The following is an 18,262-nucleotide window of genomic DNA, read 5'->3' as shown; positions in this document are numbered from 1 at the left end:
CTTATAACACCACTTCTATTTGGTTTGAAGATCATCCATATGTCTAAAATTACTAGCTCAACCCTGTTGAAATACAAACAGGAAGGTAGAAAATTCACGGCACTGACAGCCTATGATGCCAGTTTTGCCAGCGCGTTCGATAGCGAAGGTGTCGATGTGCTGCTGGTCGGCGATTCTTTGGGAATGGTTCTCCAAGGCCATGACGATACCCTGCCCGTCACTACAGCAGAAATCGCTTACCATACTCGCTGTGTTCGTCGCGGTATCGAACGTGCGCTGCTGATCGCCGATATGCCCTTTATGAGTTACGCCACGCCAGAACAAGCCATGGTCAACGCCACTGAGTTAATGCAAGCTGGCGCGAACATGGTCAAAGTCGAAGGCGGCCACTGGTTACTCGAAACCGTCACTAAGCTCACCGAACGCGGTATTCCTGTATGTGCCCACTTAGGCTTAACGCCTCAGTCGGTTCATGTGTTTGGTGGTTTTAAAGTGCAAGGCCGCGATGCCGAAAATGCCCAGCGCATCCTCGACGAAGCTAAGGCTTTAGAAGCCGCAGGGGCTCAACTACTCGTAGTGGAATGCATTCCGGCACCACTCGCAGCGGCGATCACTCAAGCCTTAACGATTCCTGTCATTGGGATTGGCGCAGGCGCATCGACCGACGGCCAAATATTGGTGATGCATGATGTGTTAGGTATTTCAAGTGGTTACATTCCACGTTTCTCGAAAAACTACCTAAAACAAACCGGTGAAATTCGTTCTGCGGTACGTGCTTATATCGACGAAGTTGCCCAAGGAACCTTTCCTGGCGAAGAACACACTTTTAACAAATAACAGATTTATGCAAGGTAAGGCTCAATGATCACTAGCGCCCATATTGATGATATTCGCACTCAAGTGCGTGCATGGCGTGCCAAGGGCGAAACTGTCGCCTTCGTGCCGACCATGGGCAATCTCCATCGGGGACACATCACCTTAGTGAAAGAAGCGGCTAAACGTTGTGATCATGTGGTGGTATCGATTTTCGTCAATCCAATGCAATTTGGTCAGAACGAAGATCTCGATGCCTACCCACGCACACTCGCCGCCGACAGCGAAGCCCTCACCGCCGCTGGCGCTGAGTTGCTGTTTACCCCAACGCCAGCCGTGATGTATCCCAAGGGCTTAGCGCAACAAACCTATGTTGAAGTGCCAGGTATTTCAGATCTGCTCTGCGGCGCTAGCCGTCCGGGGCATTTTCGTGGCGTTGCGACAATCGTCTGTAAACTATTCAACATAGTACAGCCCGATGTGGCACTCTTTGGCAATAAAGACTATCAACAGCTATTAGTCATTGAAACTATGGTTGAAGACTTGTCATTACCGATTGAGATTATCGGTGTTGATACCATACGTGAGGACTCAGGTTTAGCCATGAGTTCGCGCAATGGTTATCTCACTGCCGCAGAAAAAGCCGCGGCACCAGCGTTAAAACAGGCAATAGATGCTATGGCTGCAGGGATCAAACAAGGTCAGAGTGTTGATGCTGTCACCGAGCAAGCGAAAATCAGTTTAATGGCGGCGGGCTTTACGCCGGATTATCTGGAAATTCGTCATGCTCACACGCTTGAAAAAGCGCAGAGCCAAGACCAAACCTTAGTCATTTTGGCCGCCGCCTATATAGGTAAAGCGCGACTTATCGATAACTTAAGGTTCGATCGCTAATCTCTTAAGCGTTATCAATAAATAAAAAGGAGCAGTCGCTCCTTTTTATTTACCTAATGATCGACCAGAAGCGATTTTCTTCTTTAGAATCAATCTCAGCGCCAAAAATTTGAAGCGTCAAAAAACTGGTTTTATCCCTAAATTTACGCCATAGTATGATGCAGATGTTAATTTAAGGTAAATGATTAGCGGCAGACATTGACGAGTGAATTTGACCTTCTAATGATGCATGGCTAATCCTTTAATTTATTGGGCTTAACAGCCGGTTAAGCCTAATAAAAACGGTTATAAAGGCATAATAATGTAAACGTCATAATCATTATTTATCATGCTTAATCAAACAATTAAATCATAATAGCTATGCAAGTGTACAAAGGATTTGTGGCCTCATGGCAAGACTGATACTCACCCTAATTTGTGTTATTTTGCCCACTGCAATACAGGCAAATACTATTTATAAATGCCGTAAAGATGACAAAATTGTCTTTAGCCAAACCGCTTGTCCGCAGGAATTTAGCCAACATAAAATCGAATACCAGTTAGGGATAACGACTGAAGTAGACTCTGATAAAAGGGACATTCCTGTCGATCCTTTACACACTCTACTGAATAGCCGAACCATTTCTAAAGAAAAATTGTTGCAGTTACTCGACGGCGAGATATATCGTCTTAAGCAGGAAAATAGCTATTTTGAAATTCTGCGCGCCAGTGAATTGCAGAAATTAGAACGTAAGCGTTATTGGCAAAATAAAGAGAAAACCGATCCTGAATACATTAACGAAATGGACGATATCAATACTCGCTTCAATGCGTTAACTGTGAGTAATAACAGTGCGATGCAACAACTGGAAGACCGTAAAAGCCAAATCAGTACCGAAGCATTCCATGAAGAGTTAAAAAAACCAGAAAAGCACTGATCTCGCATAAAACAGTAGTATTAATCTTCTCTCGACCTCATTAAGGAATTTAATCATAATAATGGTTAATCTTCCGCTCACAGCAATGTCCCTTTGTTTAACCTAGGATTCATTACTGCAAGGACAAGAAGCCTGTTGTTACAAACAGGGTAAATGACATAGGTTGCTACAGTTAATTAAACTCCTCAGCAGTTTCTCGCTGGCACAAACGCGTGCTTTTTTATCAAGAAAATGCGAACGCGATAGTCGATGTATTTCCCTTCACTTGTTATTGCATTGTTTAAAAATTAAATACTCTCTTCACAACAAATACGACTTAACTACTAGGACAACTAGACTAGACCCCTTAAATAAAAACACGTCAATAAACATATAAAATCTATTTAATCAATACGATATTAATACAGCCATCATTTACCTTCCGTTAATCCTTTCTAGAATAAATACCCGTTTGGCCAATTGCGACATATTAACGGGACTCGTATCTTCAGGTCTGAATTTGGGATGCAAGTTGCTTTAAGCAGCCCAAGATATTTGATGCAAGGAGTCACCCGTGCCAAATACCTCTATACGCTTTTTGGTGCCGCTGATCTTGCTCTGTAGTTGTATGACTTCAGCACAAGAGCTGAATGTCAACGAGTTACCCGTAACCCTTCAGGCATTACTGGAACGTTCCGGTCGCGATAACCTTATCGAGCTGGTTCAACAAGGCACTGCCAACCAAGGATTACTGTTCCAGTCAGGCAGCGATAACAAGGCCGATGTAACACAAGTGGGCAATGATAACGATGCGCTAATCACACAGATTGGTTCAAACAATGAAGTCCAACTACTGCAAGTCGGCAGTCAAAATACGGCTTCAGTGACACAAATTGGCAATGACAATCTCGTGCAACTGAACCAACTAGGAAGCGGCAACTTTTCGATTCAACAGATTGCGGACGGTGCTGCAATCTCAATAACTCAATATTAAACAGGGAGCGTCACATGAAATCACAAGCTAAAAAATCACTTATTGCTTTGGCCATTGCAACAGGTTTAAGCGGTCAAGCTTTTGCTGCCAGTACAGTGAGCGAAATTAGCGTAGTACAGTCAGGCCAAGCCCAAGACACTTTAGTCTCACAAACGGGTGGCCTTAACGCTGCTGCGGTTGTGCAAACAGGTACAGATCAAACCGCAACCGTCATCCAAGACGGTGTGTGGCATGAAGCGGCTATTAATTCAACGGGTGATGATAACAAGGTCCAAATAACGCAACAAGTTGACTGGCATGTGGCAAGTGCAAATGTTGTAGGTGACAACAACAATGTAAATGTGTCGCAAGATGGTTTCTTTAACCAAAGCAGTAGCGATGTTACTGGCAACGATAACACTGTATTCGTTAACCAATTAGGCGAAGTCAACGAAAGCCAAGTTGAAATCACTGGCGCTGAAAACAGCGTGTTTGTTGAGCAAGAAGGCGATGCTAACTTTGCAGTTTTTCGCGTTGAAGGCAGCAACAACGACGGTAAAATCACACAAATCGGTGACAACAACCAAGCGGGTTTAATCGCTCTCGACTTAACCGCTAACGTGGGTAACAACAACGACGTTTCTGTTAATCAAGCGGGTAACAACAACTTTGGCGCGGCTAAGGGTATTGCAGGCGACAACAACAAAGTAGACATGGTCCAAAAGGGTGATAACCATGTAGGCTTCGTTTACGCACTGGCGGGCAGCAAAAACGATATTTCAATGGATCAAAAAGGTACCGGCAACACGGCTTATCTTGCTATGACTACGGGTGATGACAACAGTGTCGATATTACCCAAAATGGCAGCGGCAACACTATCGGTGATACTTTAGTGGCCGATATCCAAGGTGATGATAACGATATTACTATCACTCAAAAAGGCGATGTCAACGGTGCAGAGTTCCAAGTATGGGGCGATAGCAACGACGTTGACTTGAAACAAAAAGGCGATGCGAACTTCGCAACCTTTGGTGCATACGGTACAGATAATGACTTCGATTTATCCTCTAAAGGCGATAACAACGAAATCATTGCCTTCGCTGATGGTGAAGATAACAGTATTGAAGTTAGCCAAGAAGGCGATGAGAACTTTGCTTATGTAGATGCCGTGGGTAGCGATAACGAAGTTGATGTTGAGCAAGATGGCGCTGAGAACGAAACATTGATTTCTGTTGCTGGCAACAACAATGCCGATGTCAGCGCACTTCAAAGTGGCGATCTTAACGTTATTGACCTGATTATTGAAGGTGATGAAAACACCGCGCAAATTACTCAATCAGGTAACGGTAACTGGGTAGGCGGCGATAACGACACTTCATTTGCTTCAAATTCATTTGGCGTTAGCGGTGACAATAACAGCCTGTCAATCACTCAAACGGGTAATGACAACTTAGTGTTAGGTTCTCAAGCGGGCACTAACAACAGCATCAACGTGAACCAATCAGGCAATATGAACGTTGCCACTGTAGTGCAATACTAGTCAATACTAGTCAATACTGTTAAACCACCACAGCTAAACTCTTTGGTGGTGGTTTATAAAAAGGGTGTTAAACAAAAAGCGGGAATGTTTAAATAAACATTCCCGCTTTTCTATGTTGATATGCTAGTAATCATTAACATTAACCACTCACAGCGAAAAGCTAACGACCAATATCTTTAACTGACTAACTGCACAGCTCAAAGTGAGTTTGATAGGTTTGCGCCCAACGTAAAAGCTCAACCCGATTACGAGACTGGGTCTTGCGGAAAATAGAAGAAATATGTGCCTTCACTGTATGTTCGCTGATACATAACCTATGAGCGATTTCTTTATTTCTCGCACCACTCGATACGAATTGAATGATAGTGCGTTCACGGGATGTCAGCATCTGCAGCATAGCTACAGTATCAGAGGGCATTTCATTATTACCTTCTAACTTTTGTACAACACGGCGGAACATTTTGCTTAGTAAAGTTCTATCGTACCAAAGTTCCTCTGCCACCATTTTACGTAAACCCGTTAACATCAGATCCATACGTTGATCGGCAAATAAAATACCTCGAATGCCGAGTAACATTGCAGATTCTTGGTCTAAGGAGTCACGCTCAACTTGATACAGCGCCACAGGAAAATGTGACACTAATCGCGAAGCTAACAGAGGTATCCCTTTGTTATCTAATGCTGAACCTTTTTGGGTGATCAGATAAAAACTACGGCGACTCTTGTCTAAATCCAGTTCAGCCGCATGCTTTACTATACGCGTTTTCAAACCAATGGATTCAGCGAGTAACGCTAAATGACATGGCGCGGCCATTTGGTGTAAAAAAACCAATTCATTAATTGTGCTCAATGACTCTCCTCCCTGAAAAGTATTCTCTATTGCAAAATGGTATGTTTGACTCGTCTTTTTAGTTAGATTTTTCAACATTCCATTAACCTAGTTAATTCTGACTAGTTAACGATTGAAAAACATCACCCAAATGTACTATTCCCTGTTTAATGCTAGTAGGTTCGACTAACTCACCACAATAAAATGGAATAACAGTCAAAAATACCGTTTTACTTGGCCAACGCCCAGCACCTAATACTTTCCAACTATGACGTTATCAATCCAAAGTTGCAACACAAAGAAAACACAATAACAACACTAAAGTATGACAACTCAATGTCATCACACTCACACCATATATTTCAGAGAAGAAAGTCTTACAACTCGAACAGAGAGCATCACCCACTTTTAGCCGCTAAATCCTCTGCTTGAGTCTCGCGATTTGTTTATCTTGAAAACGAGACAGTAAAGCTAACGCGACAATTGCACCAATGAGGGCAAGAAACATGTCAGATTGGGTATCCCATACATAGCCTTGAGTACCTAAAAAGGCTTCAGCCCCTTCGCCAGTTGCCACGGCAACCCACCATTCGATCAGTTCATAAAACGCCGAAAAAGCGAGCACAAAACAAGTGGCAAGAAACGCGCACCAAGCCCCAGGTTTGACAGCTTGATTACGCAACATAATTTCACGGGCGAGCATGGCTGGGATAAAACCTTGCGCAAAATGACCTACTTTATCGTAATTATTACGTTCTGAACCCATCCAATCGGCAATCATGTCGAATAACGGCACTTCAGCGTAAGTATAATGAGCGCCTACAAACAACACACAGCAGTGTATTAAGACGAGAAAATACACTAAAGGTGTCAGTGGAAAACGTTTGCGAGTAAAGAATAAAATCGGTACAGCAATCAATGCAGGCAAGGCTTCGAGCCACCACGTGAAAGGATCTGCGGGTTTTATCGCCGACCACACCAAAACTGAGAGGTAAATACCGCACCATGCGATTTTGTTATTCAATGTTTCTTCCTCTTATGCGATATTGTTCTAAATTTAGAATATTAACTTTAGCCATCTAGCCCTCCACACTGAGCAAAAAAAGTGCTACTTTGGTGGGTGAAGGTTGTGAGCATATCATAAGAAACATTTCTATTAATTAGAGGGTACCCATATCATGGCGAAACATTCGCTGGACAAGGATAAGATCAAGATCCTGCTGTTGGAAGGCGTCCACCAATCTGCGGTCGATGTATTTGAACGTGCGGGATACACCAATATCGAATACCACAAAGCTTCCTTAAGCGATGAAGCCTTACTTGAGTCCATTAAAGATGCGCATTTTGTGGGACTTCGTTCGCGTACCCAATTAACTGCTGAGGTGCTGAAACGTGCCGAGAAGTTAATCGCGATTGGATGTTTCTGTATTGGAACCAACCAAGTTGACCTTGCCACCGCCGAATCCCTTGGTATCCCAGTATTTAACGCCCCCTTCTCAAACACGCGCAGTGTTGCAGAACTCGTGATTGGCGAAATCATTATGTTGATGCGGGGTATCCCTGAACGCAACGCTATCGCTCACCGTGGCGGCTGGATGAAAACCGCAGCGGGCAGCTATGAAGTGCGTGGTAAAACCTTAGGTGTGATTGGTTACGGCCATATTGGTACTCAGCTTGGCATTCTGGCGGAAACCTTAGGTATGCGTGTCGTGTTCTTCGATATCGAAGACAAACTGCCACTAGGTAACGCACAACAAGTCCATTCGTTAGAACTCCTATTAGCACAAGCTGATGTAGTAAGCTTACATGTCCCTGAAACTCCACAAACAAAAGACATGATAGGCGCTGCCGAGTTTGCAGCAATGAAAAAGGGCAGCATCTTTATCAACGCATCACGCGGTACTGTAGTCGATATTGAAGCTTTAACCGTTGCGTTAAAAGAACGTCACCTCGCTGGTGCCGCAATCGATGTGTTCCCCGTTGAACCACAATCGAATGACGATGAATTTATCAGTCCCCTACGCGGTTTAGACAATGTTCTACTCACGCCGCATGTCGGCGGTAGCACGGCCGAAGCACAAGAAAACATTGGTATCGAAGTCGCAGGTAAGCTCGCTAAATACTCAGACAACGGCTCAACCGTTTCTGCAGTTAACTTCCCTGAAGTGTCATTACCAACCCATAAAGGCACCTCGCGATTGCTGCATATTCACCAAAACCGTCCGGGCGTGTTGATCAAGATTAACCAAGCCTTCTCGGAAAAAGGCATCAACATCGCCGCCCAATATTTGCAGACCACCGCAGAAATTGGTTATGTCGTGATGGAAGTCGACACAACTCAAGCGGAAGAAGCCTTAGTTGAACTCAAAGCCATTGAAGGTACATTGCGTACCCGCGTGCTGTTTTAAACTTTAAACTCCACTCGCTTTAAGCCTATCGACTAAAGCACACATAATAAGGCGCACAGATCATTCACAGATATGTGCGCCTTATGCTTTTGAGCCAACTGGAATTCCGTTACAATCTAGCCTCTCACATCGTCTTTATTTTCAGGATCTCGCTATGACTATTTCAGTTTCTACGCCCCATTGGGATCTGGACGCTACCTTGCCTCCACTTATGCTTGCCAACTTATCTCATTTGGGCCTCATCAAAGTCGTTGGAGAACAAGGCCGCAGTTTTATCCATGGCCAAGTGACCACAGATATCAGCTCATTGGCCACAGATCAATGGCGCTGGGGCGCGCATTGCGATCCTAAAGGTAAAATGCTGGCCAGTTTCAGAACCTTTGCCATTCAAGATGCACTCTTTATGTTGATGCCAAAGGATGCCATCGAAGTCGATTTACCCCAGTTACAAAAATATGCCGTTTTTAGTAAAGCCACCCTAAGCAATGCATCCGCTGAGTGGACTCTGCTCGGGGTTGCCGGTGAACAGGCAAGCCAATTCGTGAACAAACATTTTGGTGACATTCAGCAAGAGCTCACACTCATTGAAAATGGTGCGATTTTAAAAGACGCTGAACGTTTTATTTTAGTATTAACACCAGATGCCGCAGCAGCTTTAGTTGCGCAATCGGAACTGAGTGTATTTGACGCCAGTGCATGGCAAGCGTTAGAGATTGCAGCAGGTTACCCCAACCTTGCCGCCAGCCATGCCAGCCAGTACGTACCGCAGATGTGTAATCTACAAGCGGTTAACGGTATCAGCTTCAATAAGGGCTGTTACATGGGGCAAGAAACCATAGCGCGCATGAAATATCGCGGTGGTAATAAACGCGCCCTGTATATTTTGCGCGGTCACACTAGTCTTCAAATCACCCTAGCATCAGGCCTCGAAATCGCGATGGAAGACAGTTTTCGCCGTGGTGGCCAAATCATTGAGTTTGTGCAGCGTGGCAATCAAGTCTTGTTAACCGCCGTACTTCCTAATGACACGGCTAATGATACTCAGCTGCGTTTTGCCGACGATGAACAATCACATTTAACGATCCAAGCACTGCCCTACTCATTAGATGAAGCGTAATACTTTGATTTAATATGATTAGTATAAAATATTGAAGCAGAATAAAGGCGCCAATGGCGCCTTTATCTTAGTCAATGCACTTCGAGCATCAATTTTCTAAATAAGTATCTCGAATGGCAATTGCTTCTGGCAGGATTTGCTTGAACTCCTCCACCAGCTTAGGATCGAAATGTTTTCCCGCTTGATTTTCAAATAGCTCCATAGTCGCTTCAATCGTCCAAGCCTGCTTATAAGGCCGTTGCGAAGTCAGCGCATCGAACACATCCGCAATCGCGGTGATACGCCCTTCAAGGGGGATTTCTTCGCCAACCAAGCCATTGGGGTAACCTGAACCATCCCACTTCTCATGGTGAGTTAAGGCGATACGACGGGCCATTTGCAATAACGGATCGCTATGTTCACCAATAATTTCTGCACCTATGGCAGCGTGCTGCTGCATAATTTCCCATTCCTGCGCATCAAGTTTCCCTGGCTTTTTCAGCACAGCATCGGGCGTACCGATTTTACCAATATCGTGCATAGGCGCCGCATTAAAAATCAAGTCACAAAAGGTCGTCGGTAAGCCGAGCTTTATCGCTAATATGCGGGCGTAATGGCTCATGCGCACAACATGTAGACCTGTCTCGTTGTCTTTGTATTCAGCGGCACGACCAAGACGACGGATAATCTCGAAGCGGGTTTCTTCTAATTCGTGAGTACGAACTTTAACTTGTTGTTCGAGTAGACGTTTTTGATCATAGAGCGCAAGATGCGTTTTAACCCGCGCTTTAACGACAGGCGCACTTACAGGTTTAGTAATGTAATCCACCGCGCCCAATGCAAAACCTTGGGCTTCATCAGCAATTTCAGATAAGGCGGTCACGAAGATCACCGGAATATGACTGGTCAGCGGCTCTTGCTTTAGCAGCTTGCAGACTTCATAGCCATTCATACCTGGCATCATGACATCGAGTAGAATCAAGTCAGGCCGCGATTTTGTCACTAACGCTAATGCCCTTGGCCCATCGATCGCCACTTTGACTTTGTAATCATCACCTAGAATACCGATCAAAATATCGATATTCTCAGGTGTGTCATCGACGACTAATATTGTTGCTTTTTCCATTAACAACTCCACTCAATGTCACGCATTATAAATTCGCGCTACCGCTTTCTATCCTAACTGTGAAATCACATCGTCAATTAAGTCGATTGCCTCATCAAACTGATACTGGTTAATCATAGATAAAGCGGGGCTTAATGTTTGCCACATTGCACTACTCACCTTCGGCTTTAACGCATCAATTTTTGCCACAGCACTGGCATCGGCTTCATCTAGATTCTGACGTAAGACCCGTAATGCGGCTCTCAAGTCCTCATCTGATAGCAAGTCCACCGCTTGGGGCTCGGCTTGATTCACTATCACAGGCTTAGCCTGTTCAATCGCATCGCAGATAGAGGCCACTAGCGGTTGAATTTGAACTAATTCATCTTCATAGGGCGCTTTCTCTGTTAAATGCAACTCAAGCAAACGCGCTAATTCCACCAATTTTGCCGAACTTAAATTGCCCGCTAAGCCTTTAAGGGTGTGGGCGATACGCACGGCATCTTCGACTTGATTCGCCGCGATGGCTTTGCGAACCTGCTCCACGACATTACGTTGACTGCTCACGAAACGATCAAAGATTCGTTGATAAAGACGCGTCGAATGCTGTACCAGTTGCAAACCTCTATCGATATCCAACTCAGGGTGTTCTGGCCACTTGAGCAATACCGTTTGATCAGCGCCATTGCTGACTTCACCCTGTGCGCTGGACGAAGTTAACTGAGTTGAGGCTTCTGCCCTTATCGCTGCAGAAATTCCAGAAGAAGATCCGAGGTATTTCAATAGGGTTTGATAAAGCACATTCACTTCTATGGGCTTGGCAATATGGTCATTCATCCCAGCCCGAAGACACATATCTCTATCACCAGCCATCGCATTCGCAGTCATAGCAACGACAGGTAAATTTGCCAACTCAGGCCTTTTCCTTATCGCTTTAGTGGCTTGATAACCATCCATCACCGGCATTTGGCAGTCCATTAACACTAGATCGAAATGCTGTTGGGATAGCTTATCTAAGGCGATTTGGCCATTGGTCGCTATGGATAAAATAATCCCCACTTGCTCTAAAAACTCGCTGGCGACTTCAAGATTCATCTCGTTATCTTCCACTAATAAGATACGCTTCCCTTGAAGTGGTAATAATAACTGCGGAGCCAGCTCTTCAGTGCGGCGTCTGACTGGCAATATGCCTTCACGGCCAATCGCATTCATTATGCCATCGAGCATGCGTGAGGCGCTGATGGGTTTACTGATGTACCCCGCCAGTGCTAATTGCTCAATTTGAGTGATAAATTCATGATTAGCATGGGCGGATACCATCAAGATCTTAGGCTGAGACTTAGCCTGTAGTTGGATCTGACGGGCGGTTTCTAACCCGTCCATATTGGGCATTTTCCAATCGATTAATGCCACTTCATAGGTCTGCAGTAAGCAGCGGCTTATTGCTTCTTCACCTGAACGAACCGTATCGACTCTAAAACCCATACTTTCGAGCGTTGTACGCATTATGTCTCTGGCGGTCGCGTTATCATCTACCACCAGCACAGACATGCCCTCAAGCTCTTGCTCAAGCACTAATTTTTGCCCCTCGGAAATTTGTAACTTCACGGTGAAATAGAAGGTGCTGCCATGACCAAATTGACTTTCGACACCAATATGGCCCCCCATGAGTTCAACGAGTTGCTTACAAATAGCCAAGCCTAAGCCTGTACCACCGTATTTACGGGTGGTTGAAGTATCCGCTTGGGTAAAGGATTTAAATAATTTTGCTTGCTGCTGCTCAGTTAAGCCTATGCCGCTGTCACGCACGCTAAAACGCAGCACGACATCATCATCTTGCTGTTCAACAAGATTTAACGACAGTAATACTTCACCCCGCTCGGTGAACTTAATGGCGTTATTCATCAAGTTAATCAACACTTGGCCTAAGCGTAGCGAATCACCATATAAATAACGCGGCACGTTAGGGGCGACTGCAAATAACAATTCAATCTGCTTGTGGGCGGCTTTCTCAGAAAACATATCGCTGAGATCTTCCAGCATAGTATCGAGCTGAAATGGCACTGAATCTATGTCGAGCTTACCCGCTTCAATCTTAGAGAAATCCAAAATGTCATTGATAATAGACAGTAAAGACTGCGATGCCCGCTCAATCTTCTCCACATAATTCTTCTGTTTTTTATCTAATTCGGTCTGTAAGCACAGCTGGGACATGCCGATAATGGCATTCATTGGGGTGCGTATTTCGTGGGACATATTCGCCAAGAAGTCACCTTTGGCTTTACTGGCGGCATCGGCTTGCTCTTTGGCAAGTAACAGTTCATCGGAGAGCAATTTAAGCTCTGTCATATCGACCATGCTGATCACAGCCGATTCAAATTGTCCTTGGGCATCTAACAGTGCCGACACATTGACCGTCATCCATAAAGGCGCACCAGAAGGACGAATAAAGCTTCTCTCGCCACGATAATGGTCAATTTTGCCACCGACCAATTCCTTAAATTGCGCCTTGGCAATAAGCTTATCTTGCGCGCTAAGGACCTCAAAAATTGCGGTATTGCGTAAACTCTCCCGTGACCGCGCCATATCGGCACAGAATTGGTCATTACAATCTAAGATAACGCCTTTAACATCCACATTGACGATACCAATGGTCGCACCATCGAACAGTGCCTTAAAGTGCGCTTCACTGAGGGCTAACTCTTGTTCTATGCTCTTGCGTTGGGTGATGTCCATTACATACCCATTCCAAGTAATGGCGCCATCTTCTTCTACATGGCCGCTCGCACCCGCCTCCATCCAACGAATGCTGCCATTGGGATGGCGATAACGAAACTCGCGGATCCATTGAAACCTATCTTCACTCTTACCTGAAAGTGCCTGCACGACATCCGGCCTTTCGTCATCAAAAATCCGCTCAGCTATGGTGTCAAAATTACTAATTAGATCATCGCGATGCAGCCCCAGCATTTTCATTGCCGCACCAGAGAGAAAGGTAAATCTGCGATCAGTAGGCGAGTGCCATAACAATTGGTACACGGTACAAGGAATAGACTCTGTAATATTGGTCAATTGCAGACGCGAAGCCTCTAGCTGTCCTATAGCAAGCTTACTCTCTGTGATGTCATCAATACTGCCGTCGAACCAAAGTGGAACGCCCTCTTCGGTATAACTTGCCTTACCTTTCTCATGTACCCAGCGAATACTGCCATCGCGGTGGCGAATACGATATTCCACTTCAAAGGTTTCTTGCTGCGCGAGCGCTCTATCAATATGCAAATGACATGTAGGCCTGTCCTCCTCTAAAATCAGCGAAGCAAAGGTACGTTGGCGATTTTCAATAAACTGACTCGCTGCATAACCCGTAATCTCAGCAATATTGTCACTGATATATTCCATGAACCATACATCCCCGATGCGAGTCCGATAAACGGCGCCGGGAATATTAGTCACTAAGCCACGAAAACGCTGTTCGCTATCACGGATCTTCTGCTCAACGGCCAGTTTTTGTGTCATATCGCGTATTGAAGCCGCCACTTGCCTTTGTCCATCAAAGGCAGGGGGAAGAATACTCAGCGCTATTTCCGCAATAAATTCATTACCATCGGCTTTTAACGCCCGTACATGACGGGCATTTGCCATGCCTCTATCGCGGCCTTCGCGCAGGAATGTTTGCCGCTCAAGTACATGCCCGTTTCCTAACTCTTGCGGCAATAACGCCTCAACCTGCAAACCCAACATAGCGCCCGTTTCGTATCCAAAGAGCTGCTGACAGCGACTGTTAGTAAAGACGATTTTCCCCAATTCGTCGACGATGAGCATGGCCTCTGGAGCGGCTTCTAGTACGGCATTTGACCAGACTGCCGCTGAAAACTGCTCAGTAACATCGGTAAATAACATCTCCACAGACATTAATTCACCCGTATCTGATAATAACGGCTGCATAAACACATCGAGTCTTCTTAAATGCCCTTTTTCATCCAGCATTTCCACTTGGTGCGAAGGCACATTTTGGCCCTTTAAGGCTAAATCGGTATATTCCCAGTTCTTCTCATTGAGGGGATTAGCCGAGAAGAGCCTTTGATATTTGCGCTTGAGCAAATCAGGGGTAATCCCCAACACCTTAGTTACCCCCTCACTAACCTGGGCGAGTTGACCATTGGGTTCGAGGGAACAGTAGAAAGATTTATCGCTCATACCATCAATTAGGCGCGCAAAGCGGTTGCCACGGGAATCAAGAATGGCTTGTTCACGTTCTGCGAGTAATTCCGCCATTTGATTGAAGGTAGTACTCAGCGTCACTATTTCACTCACGGCACCTTTAGGTACAATGAGCTGCTGAGCTTTACCCTGTCCAAAGGACAAGATACCCGACTCGAGTAGCTCTAACGGCCGAGTTAATCGTTTCGCCGCCAGATAACAAGTCAGCAATAATAAGAGGGTTAATAAACTTAAATTGAGGATAATAGATGCTAGATCATCAAGTAGGGAGTTGAATAAATCTTGTTCTGGCGCGAATACAATCACACGCCACTTTAATTGAGGGACAGTCGCAATACTCGCAAGATAAACAACATCTTGGTTATCAACAAACCTTGCTTGACCATCAAGCCTTTTATCCTGTAGCGTCCAAAAATCGGCATTTTTATCTTTATTCTTATCGAGCCACTGGGCTGAAGTCGTTGCCAGCACTTTTTCTTTATCTATATGATAAATAAGCCGCCCTTGGTCGTCTAAAACCACCAGACGATTTGGTGCAATCCCCAATTGTTTTGGCAATCCATCTAAGGCTAAATCAACCGTCGCAACCCCAAAATAATTACCTACCGCACCAAAAGGAGCCGAATAGGTCACCATCAGAATATTCCCCGCCCCCTCATCAAAGTATGCCTTTGACCAATAACCGTTCGCTTGATTGATAGCCTTGCTCCACCAATCCCAAGTGCCATCGGTATAGTCGTAGCCTTCAGCGCCAATATCGAGATAATGGAGATCGTCGCTGCCACTGGTGTCGCGGTAAACATAGGGAGAAAAGAGCTTGCGATTAGGAAAGGTGTTCGGTTTAAATGCGACTGCGGAGCCAAAAAAATCAGGATTACGTTTGACTCGATTCATCAAGACACTTTTAACACTCTCAGTGTCATTCATGTCTTCTTTACTTGACAAAAAACCAATAAAATCAGCAAGACCTTGGGTGTTGGCCTCCGCATGCTCGAGCAGAAACTGCAGACGAGAAGCCGAATGACTCGCCTCTTGTGTCAGGCTATGGTAAAGCCGATTCTCTGAGGAGATATAACTAAACCAAGCGTTTACACCATAGACACTCGCCATAATTAAAATGAGAGGCAAGGCTATGTGGGATAAAATCCTACTGCGAAAAGTACGAAGTTTACTTTTTTCCATGGTGTCGCCCTAAAGCCCCCGATTTTATAAGCACTGCATTTAAAAATAGCACTTATAAAGTAAACGAAGAATTTAGTGGCGACAATGTCAAAGTTAAAATAATGTGAAGTAATTTATTGTTTTAAAAACACTAATAAGCCGTCTCTAAGGTTTGATTAGGTAAGATACGAGCAAAATAGCTTTGGGTTTCGGCGATAATGATATGCCTCAAGCCCACAATGGCGATCAAGTTAGGGATAGCCATCAAACCATTAACCGTATCGGCCAACAACCAAATCACATCAAGTTTGATAAAAGCACCACCCGCAATCAGTACCAAAAACACCACTTGATACATGCGTAACCCGCGCTCACCGACTAAGTAATACCAACAGCGTTCACCATAATAATGCCAGCCCAAAATCGTGGTAAACGCAAAACACACTAGCGCAATCGTCACCAAATACTGACCCACAAGCGCTGAACCTCCCAGAGCAAAAGCAGCACTCGTCATCGCGGCACCTGCCGTCTCACCACTCCATACCCCAGTGATGATCAGCACTAACCCCGTCATAGTGCAAATGATAATGGTATCGAAGAAAGTACCCGTCATGCTGACGAGACCTTGCTCAACGGGTTCATTGGTCTTAGCGGCAGCGGCGGCAATGGGTGCACTACCTAATCCAGATTCGTTCGAGAACACACCGCGGGCAATACCGATTTGAATCGCCTGCGCGACTGTCGCCCCTAAAAATCCCCCCGCAGCTGAGAGTGGCGTAAAGGCAGATTCAATCACTAAAGCTAAGGCGGGTAAAATCTGCTCGGAGAAACCGACTAAGATCCACACGCAGGCCAACACATAACCAATCGACATCGCAGGCACAAGTTTTTGCGCCACATTTGAAATGCGCTTTACGCCACCCAAAGTGACTGCGGCAACTAACACAGTCAACACAGTCGCAGTCAACCAAGTCGGCACCTCAAAGGCAATCGTCAGCGCATCGCTGATGGCGTTAACCTGTGCAAAAGTACCGATACCGAAAAAGGCCACACCAACCCCAAAGAGAGCGAACAATTTCGCCATCCAAGGTAGACCAAGGCCGCGCTCGATATAATACATAGGGCCACCCGCAATCTGCCCACGAGCATCGGTGGTACGGTACTTTACCGCCAACATACATTCAGCATATTTTGTCGCCATGCCAAAAAATGCCGCCAGCCACATCCAAAATAACGCCCCTGGCCCGCCCATTTTTATTGCCGTCGCCACGCCGACAATATTACCGGTACCGATAGTGGCGGACAGCGCAGTACAAAGCGCGGCAAAGGAAGATAAATCCCCATGACCTTTGGCAGGTTTAAACAACAATCCCATCGCCATCGGCAGACGAAATACTTGGATAAGCTTGAGACGTACAGTGAGGTAAACCCCTGTACCCACTAGCAAACAAAGGGTAATTGGGCCCCAGACGATGCCATTAATACTGGCAAGTAAAGCTTGAAAACTCATGATATTCCTCGAATATTAAACAACAAAATTAATAAACGGAGGAGGAAAAGAAATGGCTGTGACGCGCCGCAGTCGGACGCTATAGCGAGCTATTTTGACCTAATCTCGGCCGAGAATCGCCTAAGCTGAACGCTAAAAGCGTAGCAAGCGAGAGCTCTACACGAGTGCTTTCAATAAGAGCAAAAGTGCTCCATCTCAAGCAAAAGAGTAAAAATAGCCCACGACGACAAACGACAGGGACTGTGCAGTCATCCTCTCCTCTGTCCTTTTGCCTGAGCGTTTCGCGTCGCAGGTTATACAATAACACCACGACACTTTCGCCTTCGGCGCCACCTGATTGCACAATGAGTGCAACTGGTAGTCTCTCCAGAGGCTCGTCCAGTAACAGTCCACGCCTATCGGCACCTGAAAGAGTGCTTTGTTTTCATAAGAAGACTCGCTTCTGTAAAACCAAAGTTGCCTCGTCGGTGTGGGGTCAATTCCCCACTCTCCTGCTACCTTCATCCGAACGGATTGCTAGATTGAGATTTACTCCCAAGCTAACAGGACGCACAGAATGCAACAAATGCGGCGTCAGCTCAAGCCGTTTGCTCACAGTTCGCGGAGGATTTAATCCAGTTGACTATTTTTACACCAAATGACGATTTATGTTTTGTTACTCCGTGGATGATCCTATTACAAGAAAAATCAGTATCTATCTGAATAGAAAATGCTTTACCTTGAACATAGAATGGCAATGCTAAATTGCGGCCACTAAGTAAGTTGCAGCCGCAGTTTGAAACACTGCTACCACACCCGCCGCCAATGGATATAAA

Annotated in this window: 12 protein-coding genes and 1 riboswitch; of the genes, 7 read left to right on the top strand and 5 right to left on the bottom strand. The window is 45.4% G+C overall.

Annotation, left to right across the window (positions count from 1 at the left end; genetic code table 11):
• Positions 1 to 39 precede the first annotated feature (39 nt).
• The 5 genes from panB (at position 40) to HGO26_RS00115 (ending at position 5,117) form a co-directional block, all read left to right on the top strand.
• Positions 40 to 837, top strand: coding sequence for a 3-methyl-2-oxobutanoate hydroxymethyltransferase (panB, locus tag HGO26_RS00135; RefSeq protein ID WP_028761774.1), 798 nt, complete (start codon positions 40 to 42; stop codon positions 835 to 837).
• Between the two features lie 24 nt (positions 838 to 861).
• Positions 862 to 1,707 carry a pantoate--beta-alanine ligase gene (gene panC / locus HGO26_RS00130; protein ID WP_168822499.1) on the top strand — a complete coding sequence of 282 codons (846 nt, stop codon included), beginning with the start codon at positions 862 to 864 and terminating at the stop codon, positions 1,705 to 1,707.
• A 389-nt stretch (positions 1,708 to 2,096) separates the two neighbouring features.
• Positions 2,097 to 2,624, top strand: a complete 528-nt coding sequence (locus tag HGO26_RS00125; protein ID WP_168822497.1) for a DUF4124 domain-containing protein — start codon at positions 2,097 to 2,099, stop codon at positions 2,622 to 2,624.
• Positions 2,625 to 3,177: 553 nt separating this feature from the next.
• Positions 3,178 to 3,597 (top strand): curlin, encoded by a 420-nt coding sequence (locus HGO26_RS00120; RefSeq protein ID WP_105251518.1) that lies wholly within the window; start codon positions 3,178 to 3,180, stop codon positions 3,595 to 3,597.
• Between the two features lie 14 nt (positions 3,598 to 3,611).
• Entirely contained in the window at positions 3,612 to 5,117 is a 1,506-nt protein-coding gene (locus HGO26_RS00115; RefSeq protein ID WP_168822495.1) for a curlin, read from the top strand.
• A gap of 184 nt (positions 5,118 to 5,301) precedes the next feature.
• On the opposite strand, the gene HGO26_RS00110 is transcribed toward HGO26_RS00115, so the two are convergent.
• A complete protein-coding gene (locus HGO26_RS00110; protein ID WP_014611267.1) occupies positions 5,302 to 5,967 on the bottom strand; it encodes a helix-turn-helix transcriptional regulator in 666 nt (221 codons plus the stop codon).
• 394 nt (positions 5,968 to 6,361) lie between these two features.
• Positions 6,362 to 6,970 (bottom strand): DUF2238 domain-containing protein, encoded by a 609-nt coding sequence (locus HGO26_RS00105; protein ID WP_168822493.1) that lies wholly within the window; start codon positions 6,968 to 6,970, stop codon positions 6,362 to 6,364.
• Between the two features lie 154 nt (positions 6,971 to 7,124).
• On the opposite strand from HGO26_RS00105, the gene serA reads away from it, so the two are divergent.
• Both serA and ygfZ read left to right on the top strand, forming a co-directional pair.
• Positions 7,125 to 8,354 (top strand): phosphoglycerate dehydrogenase, encoded by a 1,230-nt coding sequence (serA, locus tag HGO26_RS00100; RefSeq protein ID WP_105251515.1) that lies wholly within the window; start codon positions 7,125 to 7,127, stop codon positions 8,352 to 8,354.
• 154 nt (positions 8,355 to 8,508) lie between these two features.
• Complete coding sequence (gene ygfZ / locus HGO26_RS00095; protein ID WP_168822490.1) at positions 8,509 to 9,471, top strand: tRNA-modifying protein YgfZ; 963 nt, start codon at positions 8,509 to 8,511, stop codon at positions 9,469 to 9,471.
• Between the two features lie 88 nt (positions 9,472 to 9,559).
• On the opposite strand, the gene HGO26_RS00090 is transcribed toward ygfZ, so the two are convergent.
• The 3 genes from HGO26_RS00090 to HGO26_RS00080 all read right to left on the bottom strand — a co-directional run bounded on the left by HGO26_RS00090 (position 9,560) and on the right by HGO26_RS00080 (position 17,447).
• Positions 9,560 to 10,576, bottom strand: a complete 1,017-nt coding sequence (locus HGO26_RS00090) for a response regulator (RefSeq protein ID WP_028759378.1) — start codon at positions 10,574 to 10,576, stop codon at positions 9,560 to 9,562.
• A gap of 48 nt (positions 10,577 to 10,624) precedes the next feature.
• Entirely contained in the window at positions 10,625 to 15,958 is a 5,334-nt protein-coding gene (locus HGO26_RS00085; RefSeq protein ID WP_168822488.1) for a PAS domain S-box protein, read from the bottom strand.
• 130 nt (positions 15,959 to 16,088) lie between these two features.
• Positions 16,089 to 17,447 carry an alanine/glycine:cation symporter family protein gene (locus HGO26_RS00080; RefSeq protein WP_105251512.1) on the bottom strand — a complete coding sequence of 453 codons (1,359 nt, stop codon included), beginning with the start codon at positions 17,445 to 17,447 and terminating at the stop codon, positions 16,089 to 16,091.
• A 250-nt stretch (positions 17,448 to 17,697) separates the two neighbouring features.
• A riboswitch (glycine riboswitch) is annotated at positions 17,698 to 17,827 on the bottom strand.
• Between the last annotated feature and the right edge of the window lie 435 nt (positions 17,828 to 18,262).

Origin of the sequence: Shewanella oncorhynchi (genome assembly GCF_012584455.1) — a bacterium.
GTDB classification, from domain to species: Bacteria; Pseudomonadota; Gammaproteobacteria; order Enterobacterales; family Shewanellaceae; genus Shewanella; species Shewanella oncorhynchi.
This window is presented reverse-complemented; position numbering and strand designations above follow the sequence as displayed.

Coding starts and splice junctions, on each gene's coding strand:
- panB (WP_028761774.1), top strand. CDS start 40: ATGTCTAAAATTACTAGCTCAACCCTGTTGAAATACAAACAGGAAGGT.
- panC (WP_168822499.1), top strand. CDS start 862: ATGATCACTAGCGCCCATATTGATGATATTCGCACTCAAGTGCGTGCA.
- HGO26_RS00125 (WP_168822497.1), top strand. CDS start 2,097: ATGGCAAGACTGATACTCACCCTAATTTGTGTTATTTTGCCCACTGCA.
- HGO26_RS00115 (WP_168822495.1), top strand. CDS start 3,612: ATGAAATCACAAGCTAAAAAATCACTTATTGCTTTGGCCATTGCAACA.
- serA (WP_105251515.1), top strand. CDS start 7,125: ATGGCGAAACATTCGCTGGACAAGGATAAGATCAAGATCCTGCTGTTG.
- ygfZ (WP_168822490.1), top strand. CDS start 8,509: ATGACTATTTCAGTTTCTACGCCCCATTGGGATCTGGACGCTACCTTG.
- HGO26_RS00090 (WP_028759378.1), bottom strand. CDS start 10,576: ATGGAAAAAGCAACAATATTAGTCGTCGATGACACACCTGAGAATATC.
- HGO26_RS00085 (WP_168822488.1), bottom strand. CDS start 15,958: ATGGAAAAAAGTAAACTTCGTACTTTTCGCAGTAGGATTTTATCCCAC.
- HGO26_RS00080 (WP_105251512.1), bottom strand. CDS start 17,447: ATGAGTTTTCAAGCTTTACTTGCCAGTATTAATGGCATCGTCTGGGGC.